This window comes from Kitasatospora sp. NPDC092039, from assembly GCF_044756065.1.
Classification (GTDB): domain Bacteria; phylum Actinomycetota; class Actinomycetes; order Streptomycetales; family Streptomycetaceae; genus Kitasatospora.
In genome coordinates this window covers 173,726-199,416 of the sequence record NZ_JBIVSD010000015.1, presented here as the reverse complement: position 1 = coordinate 199,416, position 25,691 = coordinate 173,726, and the positions used below count along the sequence as shown (strand labels likewise).

22 protein-coding genes, 1 pseudogene and 1 riboswitch are annotated in these 25,691 nt (G+C 74.9%); of the genes and pseudogenes, 10 read left to right on the top strand and 13 right to left on the bottom strand.

Annotated elements, in window-relative coordinates; all coding sequences use genetic code 11:
- Nucleotides 1-50 precede the first annotated feature (50 nt).
- Nucleotides 51-1,292 carry a hypothetical protein gene (locus ACIQI7_RS27355; RefSeq protein WP_401114553.1) on the top strand — a complete coding sequence of 414 codons (1,242 nt, stop codon included), beginning with the start codon at nucleotides 51-53 and terminating at the stop codon, nucleotides 1,290-1,292.
- 24 nt (nucleotides 1,293-1,316) lie between these two features.
- Nucleotides 1,317-1,718, top strand: coding sequence for a hypothetical protein (locus ACIQI7_RS27350; RefSeq protein WP_401114550.1), 402 nt, complete (start codon nucleotides 1,317-1,319; stop codon nucleotides 1,716-1,718).
- Nucleotides 1,719-1,757: 39 nt separating this feature from the next.
- Here ACIQI7_RS27350 and ACIQI7_RS27345 read toward each other — a convergent pair whose 3' ends face one another.
- Nucleotides 1,758-2,843 (bottom strand): NAD-dependent epimerase/dehydratase family protein, encoded by a 1,086-nt coding sequence (locus ACIQI7_RS27345; RefSeq protein WP_401114548.1) that lies wholly within the window; start codon nucleotides 2,841-2,843, stop codon nucleotides 1,758-1,760.
- Nucleotides 2,831-4,951 (bottom strand): DUF362 domain-containing protein, encoded by a 2,121-nt coding sequence (locus ACIQI7_RS27340; RefSeq protein WP_401114545.1) that lies wholly within the window; start codon nucleotides 4,949-4,951, stop codon nucleotides 2,831-2,833. Before ACIQI7_RS27340 ends, ACIQI7_RS27345 begins: the two co-directional genes overlap by 13 nt.
- A gap of 200 nt (nucleotides 4,952-5,151) precedes the next feature.
- Between ACIQI7_RS27340 and ACIQI7_RS27335 the strand changes: the two genes are divergently transcribed.
- The gene (locus ACIQI7_RS27335; RefSeq protein WP_401114543.1) at nucleotides 5,152-6,405 is read left to right on the top strand and encodes a threonine/serine exporter family protein; all 1,254 of its coding nucleotides are present in this window, start codon (nucleotides 5,152-5,154) and stop codon (nucleotides 6,403-6,405) included.
- Between the two features lie 115 nt (nucleotides 6,406-6,520).
- Here the strand turns inward: ACIQI7_RS27335 and ACIQI7_RS27330 are convergent, their stop codons facing one another.
- Together ACIQI7_RS27330 and ACIQI7_RS27325 are read right to left on the bottom strand one after the other, a co-directional pair.
- A complete protein-coding gene (locus tag ACIQI7_RS27330) occupies nucleotides 6,521-7,234 on the bottom strand; it encodes an IclR family transcriptional regulator (protein WP_401114541.1) in 714 nt (237 codons plus the stop codon).
- A 203-nt stretch (nucleotides 7,235-7,437) separates the two neighbouring features.
- A riboswitch (SAM riboswitch) is annotated at nucleotides 7,438-7,580 on the bottom strand.
- Between the two features lie 145 nt (nucleotides 7,581-7,725).
- Entirely contained in the window at nucleotides 7,726-8,154 is a 429-nt protein-coding gene (locus tag ACIQI7_RS27325; RefSeq protein ID WP_387747306.1) for a hypothetical protein, read from the bottom strand.
- A 226-nt stretch (nucleotides 8,155-8,380) separates the two neighbouring features.
- On the opposite strand from ACIQI7_RS27325, the gene ACIQI7_RS27320 reads away from it, so the two are divergent.
- The 3 genes from ACIQI7_RS27320 (at nucleotide 8,381) to ACIQI7_RS27310 (ending at nucleotide 11,378) form a co-directional block, all read left to right on the top strand.
- Nucleotides 8,381-9,052 carry a HEAT repeat domain-containing protein gene (locus ACIQI7_RS27320; protein WP_401114539.1) on the top strand — a complete coding sequence of 224 codons (672 nt, stop codon included), beginning with the start codon at nucleotides 8,381-8,383 and terminating at the stop codon, nucleotides 9,050-9,052.
- A gap of 3 nt (nucleotides 9,053-9,055) precedes the next feature.
- A complete protein-coding gene (locus ACIQI7_RS27315) occupies nucleotides 9,056-10,063 on the top strand; it encodes a HEAT repeat domain-containing protein (RefSeq protein WP_401114536.1) in 1,008 nt (335 codons plus the stop codon).
- Between the two features lie 106 nt (nucleotides 10,064-10,169).
- Nucleotides 10,170-11,378 (top strand): MFS transporter, encoded by a 1,209-nt coding sequence (locus tag ACIQI7_RS27310; RefSeq protein WP_401114534.1) that lies wholly within the window; start codon nucleotides 10,170-10,172, stop codon nucleotides 11,376-11,378.
- Between the two features lie 548 nt (nucleotides 11,379-11,926).
- Here ACIQI7_RS27310 and ACIQI7_RS27305 read toward each other — a convergent pair.
- A complete protein-coding gene (locus tag ACIQI7_RS27305) occupies nucleotides 11,927-12,760 on the bottom strand; it encodes a hypothetical protein (protein ID WP_401114531.1) in 834 nt (277 codons plus the stop codon).
- Nucleotides 12,761-13,063: 303 nt separating this feature from the next.
- Here ACIQI7_RS27305 and ACIQI7_RS27300 point away from each other — a divergent pair, with 303 nt between their 5' ends.
- Together ACIQI7_RS27300 and ACIQI7_RS27295 are read left to right on the top strand one after the other, a co-directional pair.
- Nucleotides 13,064-13,618 carry a hypothetical protein gene (locus ACIQI7_RS27300; RefSeq protein ID WP_401114528.1) on the top strand — a complete coding sequence of 185 codons (555 nt, stop codon included), beginning with the start codon at nucleotides 13,064-13,066 and terminating at the stop codon, nucleotides 13,616-13,618.
- 446 nt (nucleotides 13,619-14,064) lie between these two features.
- Nucleotides 14,065-14,964, top strand: coding sequence for an aminoglycoside phosphotransferase family protein (locus ACIQI7_RS27295; RefSeq protein WP_401114526.1), 900 nt, complete (start codon nucleotides 14,065-14,067; stop codon nucleotides 14,962-14,964).
- Nucleotides 14,965-15,100: 136 nt separating this feature from the next.
- On the opposite strand, the gene ACIQI7_RS27290 is transcribed toward ACIQI7_RS27295, so the two are convergent.
- Nucleotides 15,101-15,577, bottom strand: coding sequence for a hypothetical protein (locus ACIQI7_RS27290; RefSeq protein ID WP_401114618.1), 477 nt, complete (start codon nucleotides 15,575-15,577; stop codon nucleotides 15,101-15,103).
- Between the two features lie 528 nt (nucleotides 15,578-16,105).
- Here ACIQI7_RS27290 and ACIQI7_RS27285 point away from each other — a divergent pair.
- A pseudogene (locus tag ACIQI7_RS27285) lies at nucleotides 16,106-16,392 on the top strand (alpha/beta hydrolase-fold protein); the annotation flags it as partial.
- A gap of 106 nt (nucleotides 16,393-16,498) precedes the next feature.
- Here ACIQI7_RS27285 and ACIQI7_RS27280 read toward each other — a convergent pair.
- On the bottom strand, nucleotides 16,499-16,903 hold the full coding sequence (locus tag ACIQI7_RS27280; RefSeq protein WP_401114523.1) for a cupin: 405 nt from the start codon (nucleotides 16,901-16,903) through the stop codon (nucleotides 16,499-16,501).
- Nucleotides 16,900-18,375 carry an MFS transporter gene (locus ACIQI7_RS27275; RefSeq protein WP_401114520.1) on the bottom strand — a complete coding sequence of 492 codons (1,476 nt, stop codon included), beginning with the start codon at nucleotides 18,373-18,375 and terminating at the stop codon, nucleotides 16,900-16,902. Before ACIQI7_RS27275 ends, ACIQI7_RS27280 begins: the two co-directional genes overlap by 4 nt.
- A gap of 210 nt (nucleotides 18,376-18,585) precedes the next feature.
- Between ACIQI7_RS27275 and ACIQI7_RS27270 the strand changes: the two genes are divergently transcribed.
- Nucleotides 18,586-19,206 carry a TetR/AcrR family transcriptional regulator gene (locus tag ACIQI7_RS27270; protein WP_401114616.1) on the top strand — a complete coding sequence of 207 codons (621 nt, stop codon included), beginning with the start codon at nucleotides 18,586-18,588 and terminating at the stop codon, nucleotides 19,204-19,206.
- 70 nt (nucleotides 19,207-19,276) lie between these two features.
- On the opposite strand, the gene ACIQI7_RS27265 is transcribed toward ACIQI7_RS27270, so the two are convergent.
- The 5 genes from ACIQI7_RS27265 to ACIQI7_RS27245 all read right to left on the bottom strand — a co-directional run bounded on the left by ACIQI7_RS27265 (nucleotide 19,277) and on the right by ACIQI7_RS27245 (nucleotide 25,675).
- Complete coding sequence (locus ACIQI7_RS27265) at nucleotides 19,277-20,077, bottom strand: metal-dependent hydrolase (protein ID WP_401114517.1); 801 nt, start codon at nucleotides 20,075-20,077, stop codon at nucleotides 19,277-19,279.
- Nucleotides 20,078-20,333: 256 nt separating this feature from the next.
- Nucleotides 20,334-21,155, bottom strand: a complete 822-nt coding sequence (locus ACIQI7_RS27260) for a lipase family protein (RefSeq protein ID WP_401114515.1) — start codon at nucleotides 21,153-21,155, stop codon at nucleotides 20,334-20,336.
- A 937-nt stretch (nucleotides 21,156-22,092) separates the two neighbouring features.
- Complete coding sequence (locus ACIQI7_RS27255) at nucleotides 22,093-22,599, bottom strand: hypothetical protein (RefSeq protein WP_401114512.1); 507 nt, start codon at nucleotides 22,597-22,599, stop codon at nucleotides 22,093-22,095.
- On the bottom strand, nucleotides 22,596-25,070 hold the full coding sequence (locus ACIQI7_RS27250; RefSeq protein ID WP_401114509.1) for a molybdopterin oxidoreductase family protein: 2,475 nt from the start codon (nucleotides 25,068-25,070) through the stop codon (nucleotides 22,596-22,598). Before ACIQI7_RS27250 ends, ACIQI7_RS27255 begins: the two co-directional genes overlap by 4 nt.
- A gap of 44 nt (nucleotides 25,071-25,114) precedes the next feature.
- Nucleotides 25,115-25,675 (bottom strand): hemerythrin domain-containing protein, encoded by a 561-nt coding sequence (locus ACIQI7_RS27245; protein WP_401114506.1) that lies wholly within the window; start codon nucleotides 25,673-25,675, stop codon nucleotides 25,115-25,117.
- Between the last annotated feature and the right edge of the window lie 16 nt (nucleotides 25,676-25,691).

Sequence of the window (25,691 nt, the reverse complement as noted above, 5' to 3'; positions counted from 1 at the left end):
GCGATCAATCAGCGCCCCTCGTACGCTGATCAACGGAGGCCAGGAATCGGATGGGAAACTACCCCTACGCCTTCCACATCGCCCTGGACGGGAACGGCATGAACGGCCTGGAGGGCGCCGCCGGCGTGTGCGTCTTCCGCTACGACCCGGACAGCGGCGACTACGCCTACCGGATCCAGTACTACGACGGCGTCGCCGGCGGACACGCCGTCAGCATCACCCCCGACCGCAGGTTCGGGTTCCTCGGCAACGCGGGGCAGCAACTGCTCTTCTACGACGTCCAGTCCCTGGACGAGAGCGAGCGGGTCTCCACCCTGCGCTTCGAACCCCCCGACGCGGCCATCAAGAGCAGCACCCACATGGTGTGGCTGGACGGCACCCACGGCATCACCGCGATCGGTGACGGCCTGTGGCTGATGGACCTCGACCGCCCGACCGAGGCCCGCCGCATCGGCGACCACCTGCTGAAGCTCCCGCACGCCATGAAGCGCACCGCCTCCGGCCGGTACCTCGTCTACGGCGGCATGGACCACCCGGGCCGCGGCGAGGCCGCCGAGGTCGGCATCTTCGACCTGGAGAAGCGCGTCGCCCGGCGGGTGCCGCTGCCGACGACCTGCTGGCACGTGGCCTGCCACCCGAGCGACGAGCGGTTCTACGCCCTCTCCTTCCGCGTCCTGCCCCAGGAGGGCCGGGACTGGCACGAGTGGGCCATGGCCTACTTCAAGGAGTACGTGTACGAGATCGACGCCGTGACCGGCCGGATCCTGCGGCACTGGGCCGCCGGCCAGTCCTTCCCCGCGCACATCAACTCGGACGTCTGCGTCTCCGACCGTGAGCTGATCTACTGCAACGGCGGCAGCGGCACCATCGTCATGATCGACCTCGCAGACTTCGCCTCGTACCGCGTCATCGACGAACGCCCGCGCCTGGCAGCCCAGTTGCGCTCCGCCCGGCAGGCGGCGCGGCAGGTCACCGACGCCTTCACCCGCGGCTCGCCCGGCCCGAGCAGCAAGCACTTCGTCGGCGCCCTGCGAGTCACCCGCGGCACCCTCGTCGACGGGATCTACGCCTGCCAGCTCTCCGCCGACCAGTCCCTGCTGTTCACCGCCAACCGGGGGCTGAACACGATCACCGTGTACGACTACCCGGCCAACACCGTACGGCTGCGGGTCGCGATGCCGGAGCTGCGCAGCCACCTTCCCGAACTGCCCGTCTGGACCGATCCCCGCCTGGGGTTCCACCACAGCACCCTGCTGAGCCCCCAGGCGGCCCCCGCCCGAAACCCGGCCTGAGGAAACCCGAACCGAGGAGTGCCCATGAGCGCCGAAACGCCCGAGCAGCTGAACAACGAACTCCAGGCGGGCTGGGAGCACCTGCGGTCCACCGCGGCCACGGTCGCCGAGCTCCAGACCTCGATGTGGGGCGACTGGGCGGAGCTGACCGCCGGCCTGGCGACCGGCAGGCTCCCCTGGGGGAAGGTCTACAGCGAGTACTGGAAGTTCGTCGCCGAGGAGGACCTGAGGTTCGCCATGGAGCTGAGCGGCCTCGGCATCGACTACGCCCAGCGGGTCGCCGAGGTCACCCGGGAGCACGAGCAACGGCTGCGGGACCACCTGCGCAGGGCGGTGGAGGGAGACGTCGAGCCCCTCCCGGAGGAGACCGACGAGCCCGCGCCGAAGCCCGCCCGGCCGTCCCGCTCCAGGACTCCGAAGCGGTGACGCTCGGCCCGCCGGGCCCCCTCGGCCCGCCGGTTCCTCTCAGCCCGCCGGCTCCCCCTCGTCCAGCGGGCAGGGCAGCAGCTCCCGCGCGCCCGTCACCTCAGGGTGCGGCCGCAGCCCGGACCTGACCCGGTCCGACAGGTGCGGGCTGGTCACCAGCCAGCCGAGCGCCTCGACCAGTGCCTGCCGCGCGGGCCTCGGCCGGTAGCCGAGGCCCGCGGCCCGGTCGTGCCGGTACCAGTAGAAGCGCCCCATCGTCCGGGCCTCCGCCCGGGTGGTCGCCGGGGCCCGCGCGGTCAGCACCGCGCGGATCTCCCCCAGCGTCGCCGCCAGGTACGCCCCCGTGTGGCTGGTGGTGGCCCACGGCCCCCGCGTGCCGCACAGCTCGGAGAGGGTCTGGTGGATGGTCCGCCAGGCCCAGTTCTCGCCGCCGAGCAGGTAGCGCTGCCCGGGGGCCCCGCGCTCGGCGAGCAGCACGTGGCCGGCCGCGACGTCCCGGACGGAGACGATGTTGCAGCCGCCCGGGTAGGTGGTGCGCAGCGGGTCGGCCAGGTACCGGGTGATCAGCGCGTTGCTGGGCACCAGCCGCCAGTCGGGGCCGCCGACCACGATGGTCGGGCAGGCCGCCACCACGTCCAGGCCGAGCTCGGCGCCCAGGGCGAAGGCCGTCCGTTCCTGCTCCAGCTTGGTGACGAAGTAGTCCGGCAGGTACTCCTCCCCGGGCGTCCACTCCTCGTCCCGGGCGACCGGTCCGCCGGAGGAGCCGCAGGTGATGGACGACGAGGTCACCACCACCCTCCGGACCCCGGCCAGCGCCGCCGCCCGCAGCACCTCGCAGGTGCCCTCGACGTTGGCCTTGGTGAGCTCCTCCTTGCTGGCGTCCCAGTAGGCGAAGACGGCGGCGCAGTGGAACACCGTGTCGCAGCCCTCGAACCCGGGCCGCAGGCTGAGCGGGTCGCGCAGGTCCGCGTTGACCAGGGGCACGTCCAGGCCGTGCAGCTGTCGCAGGTCGCTGCTGCGGCGCACCAGCGCCCGCGCCTCGTGGCCGGCGGCGCGCAGCGCGCGCACCACCTGGGAGCCGACGAGCCCGCTGGCCCCGGTGACGCACGCCCTCACGGCGTCCACCGGGAGCGCCGGTCCCGGGCCGCGGCCTCGCGCAGCCCCTGCCAGAAGCCGGCCACCGCCGGGCGCAGCGACTCTCGGAACTCCGCCAGCAGCGGGGTGCGGCTCTGGAGGTCTCCGGGCGTGACGTGCCAGAAGCCGTCCGGCCCCAGCCGTCCCGGCGGTGCCGGCACGGTCAGGGCCTGGGCGGCGACGGTCCGCAGCATCAGGGCGGCCTCGGTCAGCCGCCGGGTGGGCAGTTCGGCCGCCTCCAGGTCGTCGAGCTCCTCCCAGGGCCGGCCGATCCGGTAGGGGCGGCCCTCGTACTGCGCCTCGAAGTTGTCGAGGGTGCGGGTGAAGAAGCGCTGGTAGGAGTCCTGCACCAGCGGGTCCCTGAGCTTGGGCCGGGTGTCGGGGCGGATCACCTGCCAGGTCAGCGGCAGGGTGAACCGCTGGCGGACCCGGATGACGATCCGGGTGCGGGCGCCGCCGTCCGCCGGGAGGAAGGTGACCGATCCGTCGTCGTAGTCGGCGGAGCCGTTCGGGCTGCGGACCGTCCGCCAGGAGATCCGCTGCCGCTGTTCCGCGTAGTCCACCGACTCCAGCTTGCAGACGTCGATGGGCGGGCCGCCGTAGTACGCCAGGTAGTTCGGCTGCGCCAGGTACAGGTTGCGTTCGATCTGGCGGGTGGGGCGGCCCCGGGCGTCGCGGGACACCACGTGGACCCGTCCGCCGAGGTAGTCGGTCATGTAGCTGATGGACCGGCTGACGTCGACCCGCCGGACGAACTCCGGGTACGGCGCGTTGACGGTGCGTTCGCAGCCGAACAGGATCGAGTGCCCGACGTGCCGCCAGCGCATCTGCCAGGCGTCGGCGGGCAGCGCGTCGATCACCGTCTCCAGCGGGCGCAGCAGGTCGGTGATCCGGTCGTAGTCAGCGAGGGTGTAGGCGTCCGGGTCGACCGCGAGGGAGACCTCCCGGTGCCGCAGGCCGTCCTTGGCGTTCCCGGTCCGCCAGGCGCGGACGGTGGAGGAGGCCGAGGCGGTCGCGCCGAGCACCGCGCAGAGGGTGGCGGCGGCGGCCGGGTTGGTGTCCGCGGCGCGGATCAGCGAGGTGAGGACGCGGGAGAGCCGGGCGAGCGCCGGGTCGGTGACCTGCGCCGTGCCCGGGGCGACGTGCCAGGCGGCGACGCTGAACAGCCGGTGGGCCCACCCGTCGGGGGCGAGCCGGCGCACCGCCTCGACGAGCGGCCTCGGCGGGTTGCGCCAGCCCTGGTAGGGCGTGAGGTCGCCGTCGATCCGGTAGTCGTCCGGCAGGCCGCAGTCGTCGAGCACCCGCGCGTAGAGCGGCGACGAGGCGGGGTCGACGCCCATGAGCAGCGCGCCGACCAGGTCCGCCAGCACGCCGTCCGCCGCGGCGATCACCGTCCCCGTCCGCAGCGGTCTGCCGACCTGCGATCCGGCGCAGCCGTGGCTGCTCACCACGGCGTCGACGAGGTGGAAGTCCGGAGGGTGGATGCGCAGCAGGTCCACGACGACCTCGGCACCGTCGCGCCGGGCGCGGTAGTGGTGGTGCTTGTCGTCCTGCGGGAGCACGCCGAACAGGTTGGCCAGGCACAGGGCGTAGCCGAACTCCGGATGGGTGCTGTTCTTCGCGATGTTGATCCGGAAGCCCGCCTCCAGCCAGCCGCGCGCCATCCCGCTGCCGTGCAGCACCGAGGAGTCGGGGAACCCGGCCGGTTCGACGTCCTCCGCCAGGTCCACGACGCGGTAGGCGTTGCCCTGCGGGGTGCGCCCCGTGTAGCCGAGCCGGCGGCAGGCTTCGGGGAGTCCGGGGCCGGCCAGCCAGGTGTCCGGGCCGCAGCGGGCGGCGCCGACGGTGACGTCCCGGTAGCCGCGGTCGTGCAGCAGGTCGATCAGGTGCTCCACCAGGGCGGCGTCGACCGCGGTCGCCGGATCGCCGTACCCGGAGGCGCCCGGTGCCAGCAGCACCGCGACCGTCCCCGGCTCGCCGTGCGCCCGCTCGGCGAGCCGTTCCCAGAGACCGGCCCGGGCGACCGCCTCGGCGAGCAGGTCGGCGGCGGAGAGCGGTCGGACCCGGGTGGAGCGGGCCACGGCGGCGACGACGGTCACATCTCCCCCAACGCCGGAGGACGGTCTTCCCGCGTGCGGTCGAACCGTCACGGATTCACCGGAAGGCATCCCGAAACAGGTCCAGGCGATGCTACTGCCCGGAGCCGGAAGGCCGGGTGGGACACGCGCTCGACCGGTCCATGACCGAACAGACCGGGGCAGAGCCGGTCCGAACCGGGCAGGGTGGGACGATATCCGCCATGTCTAGCAAGACTCCGTCGGCCCGGGTCCTCGACGCCCCGCCCGAGCCGCTCCACCGTCTGCTCCTCGACCTGGGCGAGGCCCTGCTCGGCGGTGGCCTGCCCGTCCATGACGTCGAGGAGGAACTCCGTGGGCTGGCACGGGCGTCGGGGGCTCCGGAGGCGCGGGTCGCCGCGCTGACCAACGGGCTGTTCGTCTCGCTCGGCCCGGACGGGGCCACCAGGTTCCAGCCGGTCGGCGGTGCGCTGCGGTTCGAGCAGACGGCCGACGTCCTCCACCTGGTGCACCGACTGCGGGCGGGCGAGCTCGACGGGCCCCGGGCGCTCGCCGAGCTGGACCGGATCCGGCGGGCGCCGGCCCGCTGGCCCGCGTGGGTGGCGGACCTCGGGGCGCTGCCGGTCGGCGTGGGGGTCTGCCTCTTCCTCCAACCGGTGGCGGCGAACGTGCTGGCGGCCGGGCTCGGCTCGCTGATCGTGGTGGGGCTGACCGTGCTCGCCCGGCGGTTCCCGAACCTGCGGCCGCTGCTGCCCGTCACGGCCGGGTTCCTGGTCGCCCTGCTGGTCCTGGGGCTCGCGCGGGCGTCGCTGCTGGACGGCCCGCTGCGGACCATCGTGGCCACCCTGGCGATCCTGCTGCCGGGCGGGCTGCTGGTCACCGGGCTGTCCGAGATCGCCGCGGGCGCGGCCAGCGCGGGCACCGCCCGGCTGGTGTCCGGCGCGGTCCAGCTGGCGCTGTTCCTCGCCGGGGTGGCCGCGGCCGCGACGGCGATCGGCATGCCGGCCACCGCGCTGGCCAACGTCCGGGTCGCCGAGCCCAGCTGGTGGGTGATCGCGCTGGGCCTGGCGATCGCGGTGGCCGGAGTGGTGGTCAACGTCCACACGCCGCCCTCGACCATCCCGTGGATCGTCGCCGTGATCGCGGTCAGCGCCACCGCCCAGGTGGCGGTGGGGTCGGCGCACGGCGCGGCGATCGGCGGCCTGGCCGGGGCGGTCGCCGCCGCGGTCGCGGCCACCCTGGTGCACTGGCTGCCGGGCGGGCCGCTCTGGCAGGTGCTCTACCTCCCGGCGTTCTGGATCGTGGTGCCGGGCTCCTTCGGCCTGTTGAACACCGCGCAGATCGAGGTCGGCAACGGCGCCCAGTCGGTCCTGGCGGCCGTCTCGGCGGTGTTCGGGGTGTCGATCGGCACGCTGATCGGCGCCGTGATCAGCCGGATCCCCCGTCCCCGCCGCGCCGTGCTGCTGTCCCGGGCCTGAGCCGTCCTGCCGGGACCGGGCCCGGAGCCGTCCCGCCGGGACCGGGCCCGGAGCCTCGACCCGGGAACCGGGCCCTGGGGCGCGCGGAGGTGCGCCCCAGGGCCCGGAGCTCTTCTCAGGGGTGGCGCAGGGCCTCGGTGAGGCGGTGGGCCGCCTCGACGACGGCCTGGGAGAGGGTGGCGCCGGGGTGACGGGTGAGGCGTTCGATCGGCCCGGACACCGAGACCGCGGCCACCACCCGGTTGGACTGACCGCGCACGGGCGCGGAGACCGAAGCCACCCCGAGCTCGCGCTCGCCCACGGACTGGGCCCAGCCGCGCCGCCGTACGCCGCTCAGGGCGGTGGCGGTGAAGCGGGCACCCTGCAGACCGCGGTGGAGGCGCTCGGGCTCCTCCCAGGCGAGCAGGATCTGGGCGGCGGAGCCGACCTTCATGGGCAGGGTGATGCCCACCGGCACGGTGTCGCGCAGGCCGGAGAGCCGCTCGGCGGCGGCCACGCAGATCCGCACCTCGCCCTGCCGGCGGTAGAGCTGGGCGCTCTCGCCGGTGACGTCCCGCAGGTGCGTGAGGACCGAGCCGGCCGCGGCCAGCAGCCGGTCCTCGCCGGCCGCCGCCGAGAGCTCGCCGAGCCGGGGGCCGAGCATGAACCGGCCCTGCACGTCCCGGCTGACCAGGCGGTGGCGTTCGAGTGCGACGGCCAACCGGTGGGCGGTGGGCCGCGCCATGCCGGTGGCGGCGACCAGGCCGCCCAGGGTGGCGGGGCCGGCCTCCAGGATGCCGAGGATCGAGGTGACCTTGTCGAGCACGCCGACGCCGCTCGTGTTCTCCATGGGTGGGGGTACTCCAGTCTCAGGGCCCGGGAGCAGCGGGTCGGCGCTGCTCACCGGCGGCTCCGGGTGGGGAGCCTGGGGGGTGGTCAGCGAGGACGGGCCGGGGAAGTCGGCCGATTGCCTGCGCCGGGCACGAGACGGGTACGCGAAAGGGCCGGGGCGGGAAGCGCCCGGGCGAAGGACAGCACAGAGAGCACCGTGTCTCCTCATCTTTCCCGCGCCACAGTGGCGACAGGCCGGAGTTGGCACTGACCCCGGACGGCACGGCGCGTACTTCGGACGCCGGGTCGAACGGGGAGTTGCCGGGGCTTCGTAGGGCCGGTCCCTCCACCCCTCTGGATGATTCGCCAGGAACGATACAAGACTCCCCGGGGCGCTCGGCAAGCCCCCCGCCCACACGTGCGGCCGCCTGCCGGGCGACGGGCGTCCGGCAGGCGGCGGATCGGGCGGGCGAGGGGGCGGGCCGATCGGGCGCAGGAGTGCGCTGCCGGTCAGGCCGGCCGGTCCACCCGTCCGACGCACAGCGCCCAGATGACCAGGGCGTCGACCGCGATCAGGACGATGGCCCAGACGGGGTAGTACGGCAGCCAGAGGAAGTTGGCGAGCATGCCCAGCCCGGCGACGACGACACCGACGACGCGGGCCCAGACGGCGCCGCTGAAGACCGCCACACCGGCCACCACCACGACGACGCCGAGGATGAGGTGGATCCATCCCCACCCCTCGGTGTTCATCGAGTACACGTAGCTGCGGGTGACGATCAGCAGACCGTCCTTGCGGACGGCCGCGGCCCCCTGGAAGACCGCCATCATGCCGGCCGTGATCAGCATGACCCCCGCGAAGACGGTCCACCCGCTCGCGTGGGGGTACCGCTCGGGGCCCCTGGCGACGGGGCCGGCTCCGGTAGCACTACTGGCCATGACATGGGCTCCTTCGGTGGCAGCCGCCTCGCGGACACGGGGAGACGGGGGGAGGGCAGCCGGGCGGCGGTGCTCCGGGAGCGCGGGGACGTGCACCCGCGACGGCGGAGCCCCGTATTCACGGTAAGACCGGACTCCCCATCCCGCCGCCGTGGGCCGCGCGCCCTGGTCCGCTTGACCTTGTCACGGTGACAAGCCCTTCACTGTGGCCGAGGAGGTGGTCCTGATGACCAGGGCGGAAGAGGACACGGACACGGTGCGGGCGCTCCGGGGGCTGGCGCACGACGACCCGTCGGTGCGGCTGCGGGCGGCGCTGGCCGTCGGCACGAGCCCGCGGCCGGGGCTCGTCGGCGGGCTCGTCGAGCGGTGCGCCGTCGAACCCGAGTTCCTCGTACGGGAGATGCTCACCTGGGCGCTCACCCGGTACGAGGCGGCGGTGACGGTCCCGCTGCTGCTCGGCGAGGTCCGCTCGGAGCGCGCGCAGGCCCGGAGCCAGGCCCTGCACACGCTGTCCAAGATCGGGGACCGCCGGGCCTGGCCGGCGGTCACCCCGGCGCTGCTGGCCGACGCCGACGAGGAGGTGGCCCGCAGCGCCTGGCGGGCCGCCGTCGTGCTGGTGCCCGAGGGTGGCGAACGCGAGCTGGCCGTAGTCTTGGCGACTCAGCTCGGACGCGGCGGACACGGGACACGGCTGAGCCTCAGCCGGGCGCTGACCGCGCTCGGGGAGGCGATGCTGCCGGTGCTGGCCACCGCGGCGACGGACCGCGACCCCCGGGTGCGCGCCCACGCGCTCGCCACGGAACGGCTGTGGCACGACCCGGACGCCGGCTTCGAGTCCGCGATCGAGGAGGCGAAGCGCACGGTGGCCCTCGGCGGGGGCGGCCGGGAGGGACGGTAGGCAGTGTTGATCGGCGACGTCGCGCGGCGGTCCGGGGTCAGCGCCCGCATGCTCCGGCACTACGAATCGCTCGGACTGGTGCGGCCGACGGAGCGAACCGACTCGGGTTACCGCCGGTACTCGGACGAGGACATCCGGCGGATCTTCCACATCGAGAGCCTGCGGTCGCTGGGCCTGTCGCTGCGCGACGTCGGGCGGGCCCTCGACGATCCCGGCTTCGCGCCCGCGGAGCTCGTCGACGACCTGATCCGCCGGACCCGCGAGCGCATCGCGGCGGAGACGGAACTGCTCACCCGGCTGCGCCGGATCGACGCCGCGGAACCCGCCGGCTGGGAGGAGGCCCTCCAGGTCGTCGCGCTGCTCCAGGGCCTGGAGTCGAAGAGCCCGGGGACCCGCCAGCGCGCGGCCCTGTCCGTCGGCGAGGCCGTCCCGGTGCCGGCGGAGGCGCTGGTCGAGGCCGTCCTGGGCGAGTCCGACCCGCACGTCGCCGGAGCCCTCCGCTGGGCGCTGGCGCAGGCCGGCGGGGACGGCGCCGCCCTGCTCGCGGAGGGCCTGCGGGCACCCGCGGCCGAGGTGCGCGAACGGGCCGTCCGCTGCCTCGCCGAGCTGCCGGACACCGCGGCGAACGCGCCGCTGCGGGACGCCCTCGGCAGCCCCGACGCCGTGGTCCGCGGGCACGCGGCCCTGGCGCTCGGGGCCCGGGGCGTGGCGGAGGCCGTGCCGACGCTCATCGGCATGATCGTCGACGCGGTGAACGACGCCGACGCGGCCGACGCGCTGGGCGCGCTGGCGGGCGACCCCGCGCTGGCGGAGCGGATCGCCACCGGGCTGGTCGACCGCCTCGCCCACGACGGCGTCGGACCGGACGCCCGCCGGCGGCTGACCCAGGCGCTCGCGGAGGTCCCGGGCAGCACGACGTCCCGCGCCCTGGAGGAGCTGGCGCGGGACGAGGACCGTGCGGTCTCGCTCACCGCGACGTACATTCTCAAGCTGCGCGACGACACGCGGTAGTCCGTACCGCGGCCGGGGCGGGTTCCAGAGGGGCGGGTTCGAGCGTGGTGGGGGTGGCGTGACAGGGGCCGGGCGGTTCCGTCGGCAGCGGCGGTTGTTCCTCTCGGTGGCGATCGACACGTTCGGCTCCGGCGTCTTCCTGCCGCTGTCGCTGTTGTACTTCGTCACCGTCCAGCACTTCCCGGCGGCCGCCGCGGGTACGGCCGTGACGGTCGGCTCGCTCGCGTCCTTCGCCGTCGTGCCGCTCTGCGGACGGCTCGTCCAGGCCCTCGGGCCCAAGTCCTGCCTGCTCGTCAGCAACGCCCTGACCGCGCTCGGGTACGGCCTGTTCTTCGCGGCGGACGAGCTGCCCGCGGTGGCGGCCGTCACCTTCCTGGTGACCGCCGCCGACCGGCTCTACGGCGCCGCCTGGCCGACGCTGGTCGCGCGGTTCGCGAAGCCTGCCGAGCTCACCGAGTGGTTCTCCGCGGTCACCGTGCTCAAGACCACCTCGCTGGGCGTCGGCACGCTGGGGGCGACCGCCCTGATGGCGCTCGCCGGTGGGCACGGCCTGCAGGCCGCGCTCGCCCTGAACAGCGCCAGTTCCCTGCTCGCCGCCGTCCTCCTGCTGGGCGTCGCCGTGCCGGCCGCCAAGCGGCCCGGGCCCAGCGCGGCGAGATCCAACGCCCGGGCGGCGCTCGCGGACCGGCCCTTCCTGTCGCTGGTGGCGTCCCAGACGCTGCTGTCGGCGGCCTGGCTGATCCCGACGGTCGCCTTCCCCGTCTACCTGGTCGAGACGCTCCACCAGGCCGCCTACTGGCCGACCGTCGTGGTCGCCGTCCGCTACGCCACCGCCACCACCCTGCAGATGCGGATCAGCCGACGGCTGTCCGGCTGGACCAGGTCACGGGTGCTGGGCCTGTCGATCGGCGCGGCGGCCTGCGCCATCGCCCTGACCGCGACCGTCTCCAGCGCCCCGCGCGCCCTCCAGGGGCCGCTCGCCGTCCTCGTGGCCGTGGTGCTGGCGCTGGCCGAGCTGGCCTCGAAGCCGACCGCGGCCGCGGCGGCGGTCGGCCTGGCGCCCAAGGGCGACGAAGGCCCGTACATGTCCCTGTTCCAGCTGACCTGGACGGTGTCCTACGCGGTCGGCCCCGCCGTCATCGGCGTGGGCCTGCAGAACCCCCCGCTGCTCTGGGCCGCCCTGGCGCTCTGCGTGGCGGCCAGCGCCCTCGCCCACCGCCTCCGAACGCCCCTGCGGCGCCCGCCGGTCGACGCCGCCGCCGGTCAACTGCCGCACGGCGCGGAGGAACTGCGGGAGCAGGCCGAGGTGCCGTAGCCGTCGCCCGGCGGGGGCATCAACTCCACCCACCGAAAGCCGACTTGAGGCCGGAACCGGTCCGCCCCGCCCGACTCCCGCCGGGCGGACGCCACCGCCGGTCAACTGCCGCACGGCGCGCGGCAACTGCGGGAGTAGACGGAGGTGCCGTAGCCGTCTCCCCGGCGGCATCACCAACACCCCCGACCGACAACCGACCTGCGGCCGGAAGCCGGACCGCCCCGCCCGACCCCCGCCGGTCGAGGCCCCCCGGTCAACTGCCGCACAGCGCACCGGAACTGCGAGTGCAGGCCAAGGCACCGTAGCCGTCGCCCCGGCGCCATCACCAACACCCCCGACCGACAACCGACCTGCGGCCGGAAGCTGGCCCGCCCCGCCCGACCCCCGCCGGGCGAGGCTCCACCCGGACAACTGCCGCACATCGCACCGGAACTGCGAGAGCAGGCCGAGGCGCCGCGACCGTCGCCCCGGCGCCATCACCAACACCCCCGACCGACAACCGACCTGCAGCCGGAAGCCGGACCGCCCCGCCCGACCCCCGCAGCCCCTCAGCGCCGGATCGGCGGCTGCTCGGCCGGCCCGTAGGCGCGCAGCTGGTACGGGAGCGCGGCCGGGCGACGCCACTGGAGGTCGAGGCCGCAGGCGCCGAGGGCGGCGCCGAAGGCGTGCCGCATCGCGTCCTGGACGGCGGTCCGGGCGCGGGCGGCCCGCTCGGCGGCGGGGGTGTCGCCCTCGGCCGCGGCGGCCAGGCGCCGGGAGGGGTTCCAGCGGAGGTCGGCGACGCCGGTGGTGTCGTCGCCGTCGTCGACGGGCCGGCACGGCGTGAGGGCGATGCCGGGCGCGTCCGGGTGGTCGGCGACCGGCAGCCCGGCCAGGGCGGCGGCGCGGCGCACCGCGTGGACGACGTCCGCGCCGATGCCGAGGTCCTGCGGGCCGGCGCCTGTCGGCGCGGGCACGGAGGCGTCCTGGCCGGTGGCCGGGGCGGGGCCGCCGGCCCGGCCGACCCTGGTCTCCCCGCCGAGCCGGCCGGCCACGACCTCGATGCCGAAGGCCGGCAGGAACTCCACCAGCGCGTTCCGCATGGTGCTGCCGACGATCCGCCGGGCGGCGGCGGCCGGCCGCTCGGGCTGCTCCATGGCCGCGGCGGCCGCCAGCCGGGGCCCGGGCTCCCAGTGCAGGGCGATCAGGCCCGCGCAGTCGTCGGAGTCGTCGTACGGCCGGGCCGGGCGCAGCTGGACGCCGGGCCCGTGTCCGCCGTACCCGACGGGCAGGCCGGCCAGGAGGAGCGCCTCGGTGACGCGGTCGGCGAGCAGCGGGTCGATCCGGGGCTCGCCGGGCGGCCGCTCCGCGCCCGTGTCCCACCGTGCGGCAGCCGTGTCCACACCGTCCTCCTCCGGGTCCCGGGCGGCGGCCGACCGCCTGCGCCCCGAGCGTACGGGGTACCCGCACGCCCCGTCGGCGAATCCCGAAACCGGCCGCCCCCCTCCACCTGCCGGACCGGGTTCGGCGGCGACCCGCCGGGAAGGAACCCCTGGCGATCCGGGACCGGGCCGATTTGCCGCCGCCCACCCGGAGGTTGCCCGTCGCGGCCGCCCGCTCCGGACCGGGGGCGGGCGAGACCGGGCGGCGGGGATGATCATCCGGGCGTAGGCTCTCGGCTGATCACAGGGGCAGGAGAGGAAGACATGGGCCAGAAGATCATCCGGTTCTCGGACCTGACCGGCAAGCACGCGGAGAGCGACGGGGACCTGGTGCGGATCGTGGTGCTCCAGCACCCCGACCTGACCGACGGCCCGGTCGAGATCGACGCGCTCGCCGGGGAGTTGGACGGGGTGCGGGAGCTGGCGCTCGACCTGGTCACCGTCGAACTGCACCACCCGGACCGGGCGGAGCCGCAGACGGTGGTGATGGAGGCCGGGACGTTCGACCGGCTGGCCTCGGCCGCTCCGATGGCCGAGGTGCTGCGCGGCGCCAGGCCGGCCGCCCGGTCCGCCGGCCACGGGGCGGCGGCCGCCACCCACCGGGAGCGGGTCGACTACGCCAGCCTGGAGCACGCCGGGCGGCCGCACAAGGGCCGCACCACCGAGGCGGAGAGGCAGACCGTCCAGCGGCACCTGGACGAGATCAACGAGCGGCTCGCCGCCGAGGGCGTCCGCACCATCGACCTGGAGAACGTCGAGCACGTCACCCGGTACGGCCTGGACACCCTGGCCCTGGAGACCGGGGTGATGCACGGCTGAGCGGCCGCTCTCCACCCGGGGCCGCGGCGCCGCCCCGGCGAGGGCGGCGCCACCGGCTCGACGGCACCTGAACGCCACCTCTCCAACCGTCTGCTCGGACAGCTCCCACTGTCTTCAGCACCCCGAGCGGTTCGACGAGAGCACCGCCTTCCCCCGCGGCCACCCCGGTCGACGACGCCGTTGCCGCTTGACCTGACGCCGTCCTGGCGAACCCTGCCCTGACCGCTCGGTCCCGTAGGGAGAGCGGACCGCGCAGCTCGACGCGACGGATCGAAAGGTCGATCGGGGCCCCCGGTCGGGAGCATCGAAGGTCCTCGGCGGGGCCCGCGCGGAACCCCGTGGCGGATGAGGCCGACGGGGAAAACCGGTCGACAGGAGATCTGCGACGCACTGTGATGACCCCAACTGCCTTGCCGCACGGGCCGGGCCGATTCCAGGAGCTGCTCGTGGCAACCGAGAGAACTGCGGACATCCGCCCCGTGATCGATGCCGCACTGGTCAGGCGCCTGGTCGATACGCAGTTCCCGCAGTGGGCGGGTCTGCCGTTGGAGTTGCTCGACCCGGCCGGCTCGGACCACGCGATCTACCGGTTGGGCGAGGAGCTGTCCGTCCGGCTGCCCCGCCATGCCGGCGCCATCGGGCAGGCGCGGAAGGAGTTCGAGTGGCTGCCACGGCTCGCCCCGCACCTGCCCCTGGCCGTCCCCGTGCCAGTGGGGGTGGGGGAGCCCGGCTTCGGCTACCCGTGGCCGTGGGCGGTCTCCCGCTGGCTGGACGGCGAGGTGGCGACTGTGGAGGCACTGGCCGATTCGTCCGAGGCCGCCGTCCGACTGGCCGGGTTCCTGACCGCTCTCCAGCGGTTCGAGCCCGGGGAGGTTCGGGCCCTGGGCGCCCGCGAGGACCTCACCGCCCGACCGCTGGTCGCACGGGATCGGGCGACGCGGGCCGCCATCGCGGAGGTCGACGGCTCCTTCGACGCCGCGGCCATGACCGAGCTGTGGGAAGCGGCGATCAGCGCCCCCGGATGGGACGGTCCCGCGGTCTGGTTCCACGGCGACTTTCACACCGGCAACCTGCTGACCGTCGACGGCCGCCTCAGCGCGGTCATCGACTTCGGCGGGCTCGGCGTCGGCGACCCGGCCTGCGACCTGGTGATCGCCTTCACCCTGATGTCGGCGGGGAGCCGGGCCGCCTTCCGCGCCGCGCTCGGCGTGGACGACGCCACCTGGATCCGGGGCCGCGGCTGGGCGCTGGCCACGGCCCTGAACGCCTACACCCACTACGCTGCCGTCAACCCCCGAGTCGCCGCGCAGACCACCCGTCAGATCACCGAGACGCTCATCGGCTAGGTGAGCGCTTCCTCTGGATCGTCGTGCCGACCGGATGAAGAGGCGGTGAGGTGGAGTCCGGCGAGGTGGACAGCGGCGGTCCTGTCGTAGCGGTAGGCCAGGCCGCGCCATTGCCTGAGCCTCCGAACGAAACGGCCTAGTCCAACTGGGACAGCGCGTCGGAGACCAGCTTGGTGGCGAAGTCCTCGCCCTTGCCGGAGATCCGGTTGATGTACTCCGCGAGCAGCACCGCGGTGGCCTCCAGGGGGTTCATCTCCTCCTTCGTCCACGGCCCGTACTGGGCGCGCCACAGGTTGGGGCTCAGCCCGGTGCCGGCGGCGACGAGCAGGCCCGCCATCATGGGGACCACCTCGGGACGGAAGGTCCTCGGCATCATCCGCATGGTGGCCACCAGGCTGGGGACGGCGTGCTCGATCACGTCCTCCTCCTGCTGCTCGAAGGCCGAGCGCAGCCAGTTCATGTAGATGTAGACGAGCGTGCAGGCGCCGTCCACCAGCGCCTCGGCCTCCTCGGGGCCGAAGGACGCGGTGAGCTGGTCGACCATCCGCTGGTGCTCGGGGTCCGTCCCGGACTTGCCGTCGTAGACAGACTTGAGCCGGGAGTCGATCACCATGAGCGCTGCGCTCACATCGCCGACGGGAGCGTGTTGGGGGTCACAGGACGACACGGGACTCCTCCTTGAGCGGCCACGGCCTGGACGGCCGGTCCGTTCGTAGGGTAGGCGACCGGCCGGGCGGATCCGGCCGGGAGCGCCCTGCGGCGGCGGGTACGGCGGTGCCGCCCCGGGCCGGCCGGGGCGGCACGGTGGCGGTGGGACGGGCCCTGTCCCCCGCTCCCCGTCACCCGGCAACGGCGGCTCACACGTCAGGGCGAGGTACCGGCAGCCGAGTTGACGACCGCGGGCGACGGGCGGCCGGCCCGGGCTCCGGGTCGGCCGCCCTCCCCTCCCGTCAGACGGTCGACGCCGCGGACGTGGCCTTGCGGCGGCGGACGTAGACGGTGGCCAGGACGCCGGCGAGCACCGCGCCGCCGCTCGCCCTCGCCACGGACGGGTCGATCATCGGGACGGCGGCCGCGGGCTCGGCCCCGCCGCACTCGGCGTGGCGTGGCCTCTGACCAGGTCGGCGCCGTTCAGCGGGGGCACACCGGCGGGCGCACCTACCCCGTCCTCCACGGCGGGCAGGCCGGCTGGTGCGCCAACCCGGTCAGCACCAACGTCGGCCCCCGGAACGGGGAGGGCTTCCACCTCGACCAGCTGGCCCCGTGGAGCGACGCCGACGTCCGCACCTACGCCGGGTACGACGGCCGGGCCGTCGCCGGCTTCTCCATGGGCGGGTTCGGCGCCCTGAAGTACGCGGCCAACTATCGGGCCACTTCGCCTCGGAGAGCTCCCCCTCCGGCCCGGCCGGCCTCCGCCGCGACGACGGCGCGGGTGGTCCGGCTCTGCGACCGGACCACCCGCGCCGCTCGCCCGGCTCGCCGACGGCCGCGGTGCGCGGGATGCGCGGTGCGCGGTGCGCGGGTGCGCCTCCCGTCAGCCGGCCTCGGTACGCCGTTCCAGCCGGGTGCCCGTACGGAGGGTGATCGACATCAGGTCGCTGGGGGCGTCGAGCTCCAGCCGGTGCCAGCGGCCCCGGGGGACGATCACCGCGCTGCCGGGCGCCAGGCGCACCATGGACTCCGGCTCGCCGGGCTCGGCCGGGCGGAGGTGGAGCCGGACGCCGCCGGCCAGGCAGCAGACCGCCTCCTCGGCCTCGGGGTGCATCTCCCAGTGGTCGGCGTGGACGTCGGCGTCGCTCTCCACGTGGAAGGTCGCGATCTGCCAGGCCCCGGCGTCGCCGCCGGTCATCCGGCGCTCGGTGGCCCGGAGGTCGCCGTCGGGGTGGATGTGCAGGGCCGAGGCGAACAGGTCCACCACCGCGATCGGAGCGGTCGTCATGAGCGGGTTCCTTCCAGTCGGTCGTCGGCGGGGGCGAGCGGGTGGGGCGTCTGCGGCCGCCGACCGGGCAGCACGGCCATCGCCACCAGCGCGGCGAGGACGAAGAGCCCGGCGGTGACGGCCAGTCCGGTGGCGTAGCCGTCGTTGAGGGCGGCGGGGTCGGTGGCGCCGCCGGTGCGGTGGGCGGCGACGGTGGCCAGGGCGGCCAGGCCGACGCAACCGCCGAGCTGGCGCGAGCTGTTGAGCAGGCCGGAGGCCGTACCGGCCTCGCGGGCGGCCACGCCGGTGGTCGCGGCGGCGGCGACCGGGGCCAGCACCAGTCCGGTGCCGATGCTGGTGACCAGGGACGGGCCGAGGACGTCGGTGAGGAAGCCGCCGTCGGGGCTGATCAGGGCGAACCAGGCCAGTCCGGCGGCGGCCAGCACGGCCCCGGGCACCAGGGCGGCCCGGGGAGTGCGGACGGCGACGACGCGCGTGGCGAGGACGGTGCCCGCGACCAGACCGGCCGAGAAGGGCAGGAAGGCGAGGCCGGTGGCGGCCGCGCCCAGGCCCAGCACCTGCTGGAGGTAGAGGGAGACGAAGTAGAAGGCCGTGAATTGCCCGGCGGCGGCCAGGAACACCAGGACGTTGGCACCGGCCACCCAGCGGCTGCGCAGCAGGCCGAGCCGGAGCAGCGGTGCGGCGGTCCTGGTCTCGGTGACGGCGAAGGCGGCCAGCAGCGCGACCGCGGCGGCGAGCGTACCGAGGGTGGCCGGGGAGCCCCAGCCTCGGATGTCGGTGCGGACCACGCCGAACACCAGCAGCCCGATCCCGGCGGTCGCCAGGACGGCGCCGAGCACGTCCGGCCGCGTCCGCCGAACGGGCCGCGCGCCGGGCGCCCCGGGCACCCTGGTGAGGCCGCCCGCGGGGCCGCCGGCGGGCAGCAGTGCGAGCGCCGTCGCCACGACGGGCAGGTTGACCAGCATGACCCAGCGCCAGCTCGCGTACTCGGTCAGCAGCCCGCCGGCCAGGACGCCCAGCGCGCCGCCGGCGGCGTTGGCCGCGCTCCACACGCCGAGCGCGCGCACCCGCCGGGGGCCTTCGGCGAACGTGGTGGTGAGCATCGCGAGCGCGGCCGGGGCCGCTGCCGCGGCGCCCACGCCCTGTCCGGCGCGGGCGGCGACCAACTGCCAGGGCGCCTGGGCCAGTCCGCCCGCCAGTGAGCAGAGTCCGAAGACGGCCAGGCCCAGCAGGAGCAGCCGCCGTCGGCCGTACAGGTCGCAGGCGCGGCCGCCCAGCAGCAGGAGCCCGCCGAAGGTGAGCGCGTAGACGTGCACGACCCAGGAGAGGTCGAGCGGCGCGAAGCCCAGGTCGGCCCGGATCGCGGGCAGGGCGACGTTGACCACGGACATGTCCAGGGCGAAGACGAACTGTGCGACGGTCACGGCCGCCAGCACCAGGCCGGGGCGTGGCCCCGGTAAGTTTCTGTACATGTATAGAAAGTAGCCCCGGGCGATCCCCGCTGTCGAGTCCCGGGTGATGATGGGGGCATGCAGCAGCCCTCCGCCCCGCAGCCCGCCGGATCGCCGCAGTCCGCGGCGGGGTCGTCCGCGGCGCAACCGTCCGCACGGCGGCCCGCCACCCCGCAGCCCTCCACCCCGCAGCCCGCCGCACCGCGCAAGGCCACCGGCCGGCCTCCCCGCATCTCCCGGGAGGAGGTCGTCACCGCGGCCCGCCGGATCGTGGACGAGGAGGGCGTCGAGCGGCTGACCATGCGCCGGCTGGCCACCGAGGTCGGCAGCACGCCGATGGCGCTCTACCACCACGTCCGCGACAAGGAGGAGTTGCTCGTCCTGCTGCTGGACGACTACGCGGAGCGGACGCTGCGGCCGACCGACCTGCCGACCGAGCCGCGCGAACGGGTCGTCGCCGCGGCGGCCGCCATCCACGGGGCGCTCGCCGCCTGCCCGTGGATCGTCGAGGTGCTGACCGGGGACAGCCTGTTGTCCGCCCACGCCCTGTGGTTCGTCGAGCAGATCGTCGACGGCCTGGTCGGCTGCGGTCTGTCGCCGGAACGGGCCGTCCAGGGCTACCGCGCCATCTGGTACTACACCGCCGGGGAGATCATGGTCCGCGCGACGGCGGCCCGCCGCCGGGCGGCCGACGACGGCCCGACCCACCGTCAGCAGGTCTTCGCCGGGCTCGACCCGGAGCGGCTCCCCCGCCTGGCCGGGCTCGCCGACCGCTGGGCGCCGCTCACCGCCCAGGACACCTACCGGGACGGCCTCGACGCCCTGGTCGACGGCCTGCTCGCGGCCCGCTGAGCGGGCGGGGCGATCGGCGACAACCCAGCCGACGCCCCGCCGACTCCCAACAATTCGTAAGCAGTCGGCCTCAGCCGTTGCCGAAGAAGCCGAGCGCCCCCACCGCGCAGAGCCCGCCGGCCCCCATGAAGACCGGCGTCAGCACCTTGAGCTCCACCCAGCTGCCGGCCCGGAACCGCATGCCCTTCGGCGGACCGATCGGGTACCAGCGCCGGCGGCCGATCGGTATCGGCCACAGCACCGGGCAGCCCGAGACGGTCAGCGCGTCGCCCAGGCAGTGCACCAGCGCGCCGAGCGCGATCGGCAGCCCGATCCAGAGGTACTGCTGCCCGGGCGCCTCGAACAGCCACTGCGAGCCGTTGCCCGGCTTGTCGAGGACCTCCGCGAGCATCCACGCGCTGGCCGCCCCCAGCAGCCATACCAGGACGTCGCTGGAGACCCGGGCGTGCCGCCACAGCAGGCCCTCGATCGCCAGCACCATGTGCACGAACAGCACCGCCAGCACACCCCAGCGGCCGCCGTACCCGGCCACCGCCGCGGCGCCCGCCCCGCACAGCACCGCCCATGGCCAGGTGTGCGTCAGCGTCCGGTGGCCGCCCGAGCGCCGCGGGTCGCCCTTGCCCCGGGTGGCCTTGTACACCGCGTACGAGAGGTTGTCGATCACCTCGCAGAGCACCCGGGACACCGGGCCGAACGCCCTGGATATCGTCGCCGCCTTGTGGTCCAGGTCCGGCGCCAGCGCCGCCCCCGCACAGATCAGCGCCCCCGCGAGCAGGACCGGCCAAGGCATCGGCTCCCCCATCCCGGCCGCCACCGCGCCCACCCCCAGCCACGCGGTCGCACCCGACAGCGAATGCGCCGGTCCCATCATGTCCGTACACCACCGATCGTCATCAGCTCCGCCCTCACCCTGAGGACCTGACATCACGGCAGCCTATCCGTCCAAGATCACCGGCCGAACGCCTCGCGCACACCCCACCGCGGCACCCGGTTCCGCGTCACCCCTCACCCCGGCGTCGAACCCGCCCCCACCCCGACTCGCCGTCGACTCCCCCCGGTCGGGCGACGGCCGCCGCACACCCCGACGGCGGCCGTCCCCCCACCCTGCCGGGTGCCCCTCCCGCCGGTCAGGCCAGGGCCTTCTCCAACGCGGCGAGGTAGCTGCGCATCATGTGGTCGCGCAGGCCCTCGCCGTCCGGCGAGAAGGCCGCGGCGCCCAGCCCCTTGGCCCGGTCGGTCAGGGCGGAGACCAGCCCCGCCTTCTCCTTGACGCGGCCCGCGGAGTCGATGTGGCGCAGCGCCTCGACGTGGGTGAAGGCGGGCTCCGGGGGCAGCTCGGGCACGATGTCGTTGCCGTGGACGAACCGGTAGGTGCGCCCCTTCAGGCCCTTGTCGTACGCGGCGGCCAGCAGCCGGTCGCAGGTCCGGGGCTGGCCGAAGGTGTAGACGCCGTCGGCCGCCAGCCGCGGGTCCTCCAGGTCGAGCCGGGCGGCGACGAGCATGGCGAGGGCGCCGCCGAGGCTGTGGCCGGTGAACCAGACGCTCTGGTCCTCGGTGCGCAGGTCGGCGATGGCCTTGGCGACGTCGGGGAAGATCGATTCGAGTGCCTCGGCGAAGCCGTAGTGCACGTAGCCCGTCCGGGCGGGGCCCGGCCAGGGCGGGGTGGTGGAGTCGGTGAGCCAGTCGCGGATCTGCACGGGTTCGGTGCCGCGGAACGCCGTGACGATCATGCGGTCGCTCGCCATGGTGTACGCCTGGGTGTCCTGCAGCGGGAACGGCGGGGTAAACCGGGTCTGGTGGTGGCGCACGGTGTCGAAGCCCCAGTCGTGGGCCTGCTGGTCGATGGTGGCCTCGTCCTTGTACGCGAGGTCGGCGGCCTTGGCCAGCCAGTAGGCGTGCTGGAGGCTGTAGCCGGTGACGTTCTGGTCGAAGGTGGTGGGTACGGCCACGGGGGAGCTCCTGTCAGGTCGACGATCGGAACAGCGGCGGTCTGCCCCAGGGCCCGGCCGCCCCACCCGATGAGGGCTCACCGTGACACCCTGGTGACCGGCAGTGACGCTACCCCTCACCCGACCGCCCAGCGACCGGGCCATCACCTCTCACCCGGCCCCCGCTCTCCCGTCGCCGCCGACGCCGGCGAGACCGCCGAGCAGGCGTCCGCGGTGTCCGCCTTCGCCGCGCCGAGCATCAGTCCCGGGACGACGACGAGCCGCTCGTCCGGGCCCGGGGCGACGCGTTTCGGAAGCCGACCTCGGTGGTCCTCCGTCAGGCCCCGGCCGATCACGGCGATGACACCGTTCGAGAGCTGCCGGATGTCCGGGCATTCGTCCCTGCCCTCGGAGGCCCCGAGGTCCTTCGCGGACTTCCCCGGACGCATGTCGAGCGAAGCCGCAGGGTGAAGCCGCAGGGTCTGCTTCCCGTCCACGATCCACGACCGCCCCCCACCGATGCCGCTTCCGGCGGCGAAGACCCGGCCCCGGATCCCGTGCCCGACTGTTGGTCAGAGGAGTGGTCGCCGCGTTCGCCAGGAAGGAGAGGAGGCCGAGGGCCCTGAACTGCGAGCGGACCAGGGCGGGTGTCCGCCCGTCGGGCCACAATGGTGAGCCCCGACGCGAAGGAGGACGCCGTGAGCGACAGGATCCCGCCTGACCGGCAGGGCCGGTGGCGCGGCCAGCGGGGCCTCGGCTCGCGCGGGCCCACCAGGGTGCCGGCGCATCCGGTGATCCCGATGCCGGAGGAGGGGGCCGCGGTGAGCGGGGAGCCCGGGCCGGAGCCTTCGGCGGACGGGGGCGGGGACGGGGACCGGGGCGGGGGCGGGGGCGCCGGGTTCGACGGGCCGGCCCCGGAGCCGACGGACGCCCCGGAGCGCGATCGGTGACCGTCCGTTCAGAGGCTGGAGAGCAGCTGCGGGGAGAGGGTCTTGAGCATCGTGTTGCTCCAGCGCATCTGGCGCAGCGTCTGGGGGTGGCACGCGGTGGCGAGGGAGAGCAGGGCGTCGTCACCGGTGGCCTGCGCCACCTGGGCGAGCATCTCCCAGTGGAGGGAGTTCGCGGTCGCGGCGAGGTGGAGGTCCCGCAGGTCGTGGAGCAGGCGCAGGCCGGGTTCGGAGTGAGGCCCGGGCACGTCGGACGGCCCGGGCACGTCGGACGGCCCGGGCGCATCGGGCGAGCCGGACGGCCCGGACGAGCCGGGCGGCCCCGGCAGGTCGAGCCCGCGGTCGCGGGCCGCGTCGGCGATCCGCCGGGCGTGCTCGCGGGACCACCGGGCGAGGTCCGTGGCGACGTGGTGGACCTCGTGTTCCGCGCGGTGGCGTTCCGCCGCCGCGAGGAGCGCCCGTTCCAGCCGGCGCTCCCCGTCGTGCAGGGCGCGGAGGGTCTCCGTGGTGCCGCTCACGATGCGTCTCCTTCCGGCGCGTCGGCGTGCTGGGCGGCGACCGCCTCCGGCCCGCCGGTGGTGGGCGGTACGGACGCGCCGTCGGCCGGGGCCGAGGCCGTGGTGGTGGGCGCCGGGGCGCGGTGCCCGTCGGCGCGGGCGACCAGGGCGATCCGGGCGGCGGCGGTCTTGAACAGCGGCTGTTTGGAGACCGGGTCCCAGTCGGTGATCGTGGTCTCGTTCGCGGCCCGCCCGCCGTCCGCGCCCGGCCGGTCCCCCTGCGGGGTGTCCCAGTAGCCGTAGTGGAAGGGCAGGAACACCATGCCGTCGCGGATGCCGGTGATCCGCAGCCGGCCGCGCACCGACCCGCGCGGGCTGGTGACCTCGACCAGGTCGCCCTCGCCGAGCTGCCGGGCCGCGGCCTCGGCCGCGGAGAGCTCCACCCAGACGTCCGGGGCGGCGGCGTTCAGCTGCGGGACCCGGCCGGTCTTGGTGCGGGTGTGGAAGTGGTAGAGGGTCCGGCCGGTGGTCAGCTGGAGCGGGTACCGCGCGTCGGCGGGCTCGTGCGGCGGCAGGTACTGGGCGGCCTTCAGCACGGCCCGGCCGTCCGGGTTGAGGGCGCGGTACTCGGTCTCGGAGACGGCCGCGCCGGTGACCAGGTCCTTGCCGTACGTCTCGCAGGTGTCCGGTGCGGCCCAGGTGATGCCCTCGGTGTAGAGCCGCTCGGTGCCGTCGGGCGCCTCGCGGGTGCAGGGCCACTGGATGCCGCTCGCCCCGCGCAGCCGTCCGTAGTCCAGCCCGGAGTAGTCGCACGGCCGGCCCCGGCTGCAGTCCTTCCACGCCTCGAACGCCGACTCGGCGTCGTGCCAGTGGACCAGCGGGCGGCCGTCCCGGTCGCGGAAGTCCATCCGGCGGGCGTAGTCCAGGAGGATCTCCAGGTCGGGGCGGGCCTCGCCGGGCGGGTCGACGGCCTGCTCGGAGAGGTGGACGGTGCGGTCGGCGTTGGTGAAGGTGCCGGTCTTCTCCGCCCAGGTGGCGGCGGGCAGCACGAGGTCGGCGAGCCGGGCGGTCTCGGTGAGGTAGAGGTCCTGGACGACGGTGAACAGCCGCTCCTGCCCGAGGATGTCGCGGATGCGGCGGAGTTCCGGCAGCGAGACGGCCAGGTTGGTGCCGGTGATCCACAGCATCCGGATCGAGCCCTGTTCGGCGTACCGGAGGATCTGCATCGCCGGGGTGGGCGGGGCGTAGTGCGGGATCCGGGACGGTTCGACGTTCCAGACCCGCGCGAGTTCGGCGACGTGCCGGTCGTTCTCCCAGTTCCGGAAGCCGGGCAGGTCGCCGTCGGCCCCGCACTCGCGGGTGTTCTCAGCGGTGGGCTGGCCGTTCATCTGGAGCACGCCGCAGCCGGGGCGGCCGAGCATGCCGCGGATCAGCTGGAGGTTGTTGACCTGACAGGCGGCGGCGGTGGCCTGGTGGGACTGGTAGACGCCCTGCAGCACGGTGGAGAGCAACCGCTCGGCGCCGCCCAGGAGTTCGGCCGCCTGCTCGATCCGGGCGGCCGGGACGTCGCAGATCCCGGCGGCCCAGGACGGCGGGCAGTCGGCGACCCGTTCGGCGAGTTCGTCGTAGCCGACGGTGTGGCGCTCGACGAAGTCGTGGTCGACCCGGTCGGTCCGGACCACCTCGTGCAGCAGCGCGTTGAGCAGGGCGACGTTCGTGCCGGCGCGCGGGGCGAGGTGCACGGTCGCGTGACGGGCGACCGGGGTCGGGCGCGGGTCGACGCACAGCAGCCGGGGCGGGTCGGAGCCGGCCAGCCGGTCCAGGACGCGCATCCACAGCACCGGTTGGGTCTCGGCCGCGTTGTGTCCGAACAGGGCCAGCGTGTCGCAGTGGTCGACGTCGGTGTACGAGGCGGGTTGGCCGTCGCAGCCGAAGGTCTCCTTCAGCGCCTCGGCGGCGGTCGCGGTGCACAGCCGGGTGTTGCCGTCCAGGTGGTTGGTGCCGAGGCCGGCCCGGGCGATCACCGCCAGGGTGTAGTACTCCTCCAGGAACAGCTGGCCGCTGGTGTAGAAGCCGATCGAGCCCGGGCCCCGCTCGCGCAGCAGCCGCTTCGAGCGTTCGACGACGGCGCTCATGGCGGTCGCCCAGTCGGTCTCGACCAGTCGGCCGTCCCGGCGCAGCAGCGGCCGGGTCAGCCGGTCGGCCGCGCGGTTGGCCTGCCAGCCGAACAGGTCCTTCGGCCCGAGCCGCCCCCGGTTGACCCGGTCCCCGGCGCGGCCTCGGACACCGACGATCCGTCCGTCGGCGACGGCGACGTCCATCGCGTCCCCGTTGGAGTGCAGCAGCGACGCCGTGGGCACCCACCGGTCGACCTCGTCGGCGTCGACACCGGGTTCCAGGAAGGCGTCCACCCGCACCGGCCACGGCCCGCCCGGGCCGTAGGGGGTGCGGTCGCCCCACGGTTCGGCGATCCGGTCCACTCGTTCACGCACGTCGTACCTCCCGGTTCGGTCGGACGGGCCCCGCGCCGGGCGCCTCAGTGCGGTCCGCCCGGCGTCAGAAAGTCCCGCACCCGCTCGCCGACCGAGCGCTCGGGCGGCGGGAGCCGGTCCGCCGGCCGGTCGGTCGGCGGCAGGTGGCGGGGCCGTCCGGTCGAGGACTCCTTGGTCTCCCGGGCCCGGACCGCCAGGGCGTGCAGTTCGGCCTCGGTGGCCACGGCGCGTACGGCCGGGAAGAGCCGGGCCTCCTCGTCGCCGGCGTGACGGGTGACCTCCTCGGCCAGCCGGGCCACCAGGCGGTCGAACCGGGGCGAGGTCACATGGGTCGGGCGGAGTTCGCCGAGCAGCTCCTCCACCCCGCGGTGGTCGGCGAGTTCACGTTCCACCACGGCCGGCCCGTCGGCCAGCCGGTCGCGGGCGAGCGGGTAGAGGTGCTCCTCCTCGGCCCGGGTGTGCCGGACCAACCGGTCCGTCAGCAGGTCGACCAGTTCCTTGCGCTGCGGGTCCCCGTGGGGGATGCCGCTGAGTCGGCTGAAGTGGACCAGGACCGACCGGTGGTCGGCGGTGAGCTGCTCCAACAGGTCTTCGTCGTACGGCACGGGTGGCGTCCTTCCT

Excerpts from the sequence above, each read along its gene's own strand:
- ACIQI7_RS27355 (WP_401114553.1), top strand. The coding sequence starts at position 51 with ATGGGAAACTACCCCTACGCCTTCCACATCGCCCTGGACGGGAACGGC.
- ACIQI7_RS27280 (WP_401114523.1), bottom strand. The coding sequence starts at position 16,903 with ATGACGACCGCTCCGATCGCGGTGGTGGACCTGTTCGCCTCGGCCCTG.
- ACIQI7_RS27290 (WP_401114618.1), bottom strand. The coding sequence starts at position 15,577 with ATGGTGATCGACTCCCGGCTCAAGTCTGTCTACGACGGCAAGTCCGGG.
- ACIQI7_RS27350 (WP_401114550.1), top strand. The coding sequence starts at position 1,317 with ATGAGCGCCGAAACGCCCGAGCAGCTGAACAACGAACTCCAGGCGGGC.
- ACIQI7_RS27265 (WP_401114517.1), bottom strand. The coding sequence starts at position 20,077 with ATGATGGGACCGGCGCATTCGCTGTCGGGTGCGACCGCGTGGCTGGGG.
- ACIQI7_RS27300 (WP_401114528.1), top strand. The coding sequence starts at position 13,064 with ATGGGCCAGAAGATCATCCGGTTCTCGGACCTGACCGGCAAGCACGCG.
- ACIQI7_RS27325 (WP_387747306.1), bottom strand. The coding sequence starts at position 8,154 with ATGGCCAGTAGTGCTACCGGAGCCGGCCCCGTCGCCAGGGGCCCCGAG.
- ACIQI7_RS27320 (WP_401114539.1), top strand. The coding sequence starts at position 8,381 with ATGACCAGGGCGGAAGAGGACACGGACACGGTGCGGGCGCTCCGGGGG.
- ACIQI7_RS27275 (WP_401114520.1), bottom strand. The coding sequence starts at position 18,375 with ATGTACAGAAACTTACCGGGGCCACGCCCCGGCCTGGTGCTGGCGGCC.
- ACIQI7_RS27335 (WP_401114543.1), top strand. The coding sequence starts at position 5,152 with ATGTCTAGCAAGACTCCGTCGGCCCGGGTCCTCGACGCCCCGCCCGAG.
- ACIQI7_RS27330 (WP_401114541.1), bottom strand. The coding sequence starts at position 7,234 with ATGGAGAACACGAGCGGCGTCGGCGTGCTCGACAAGGTCACCTCGATC.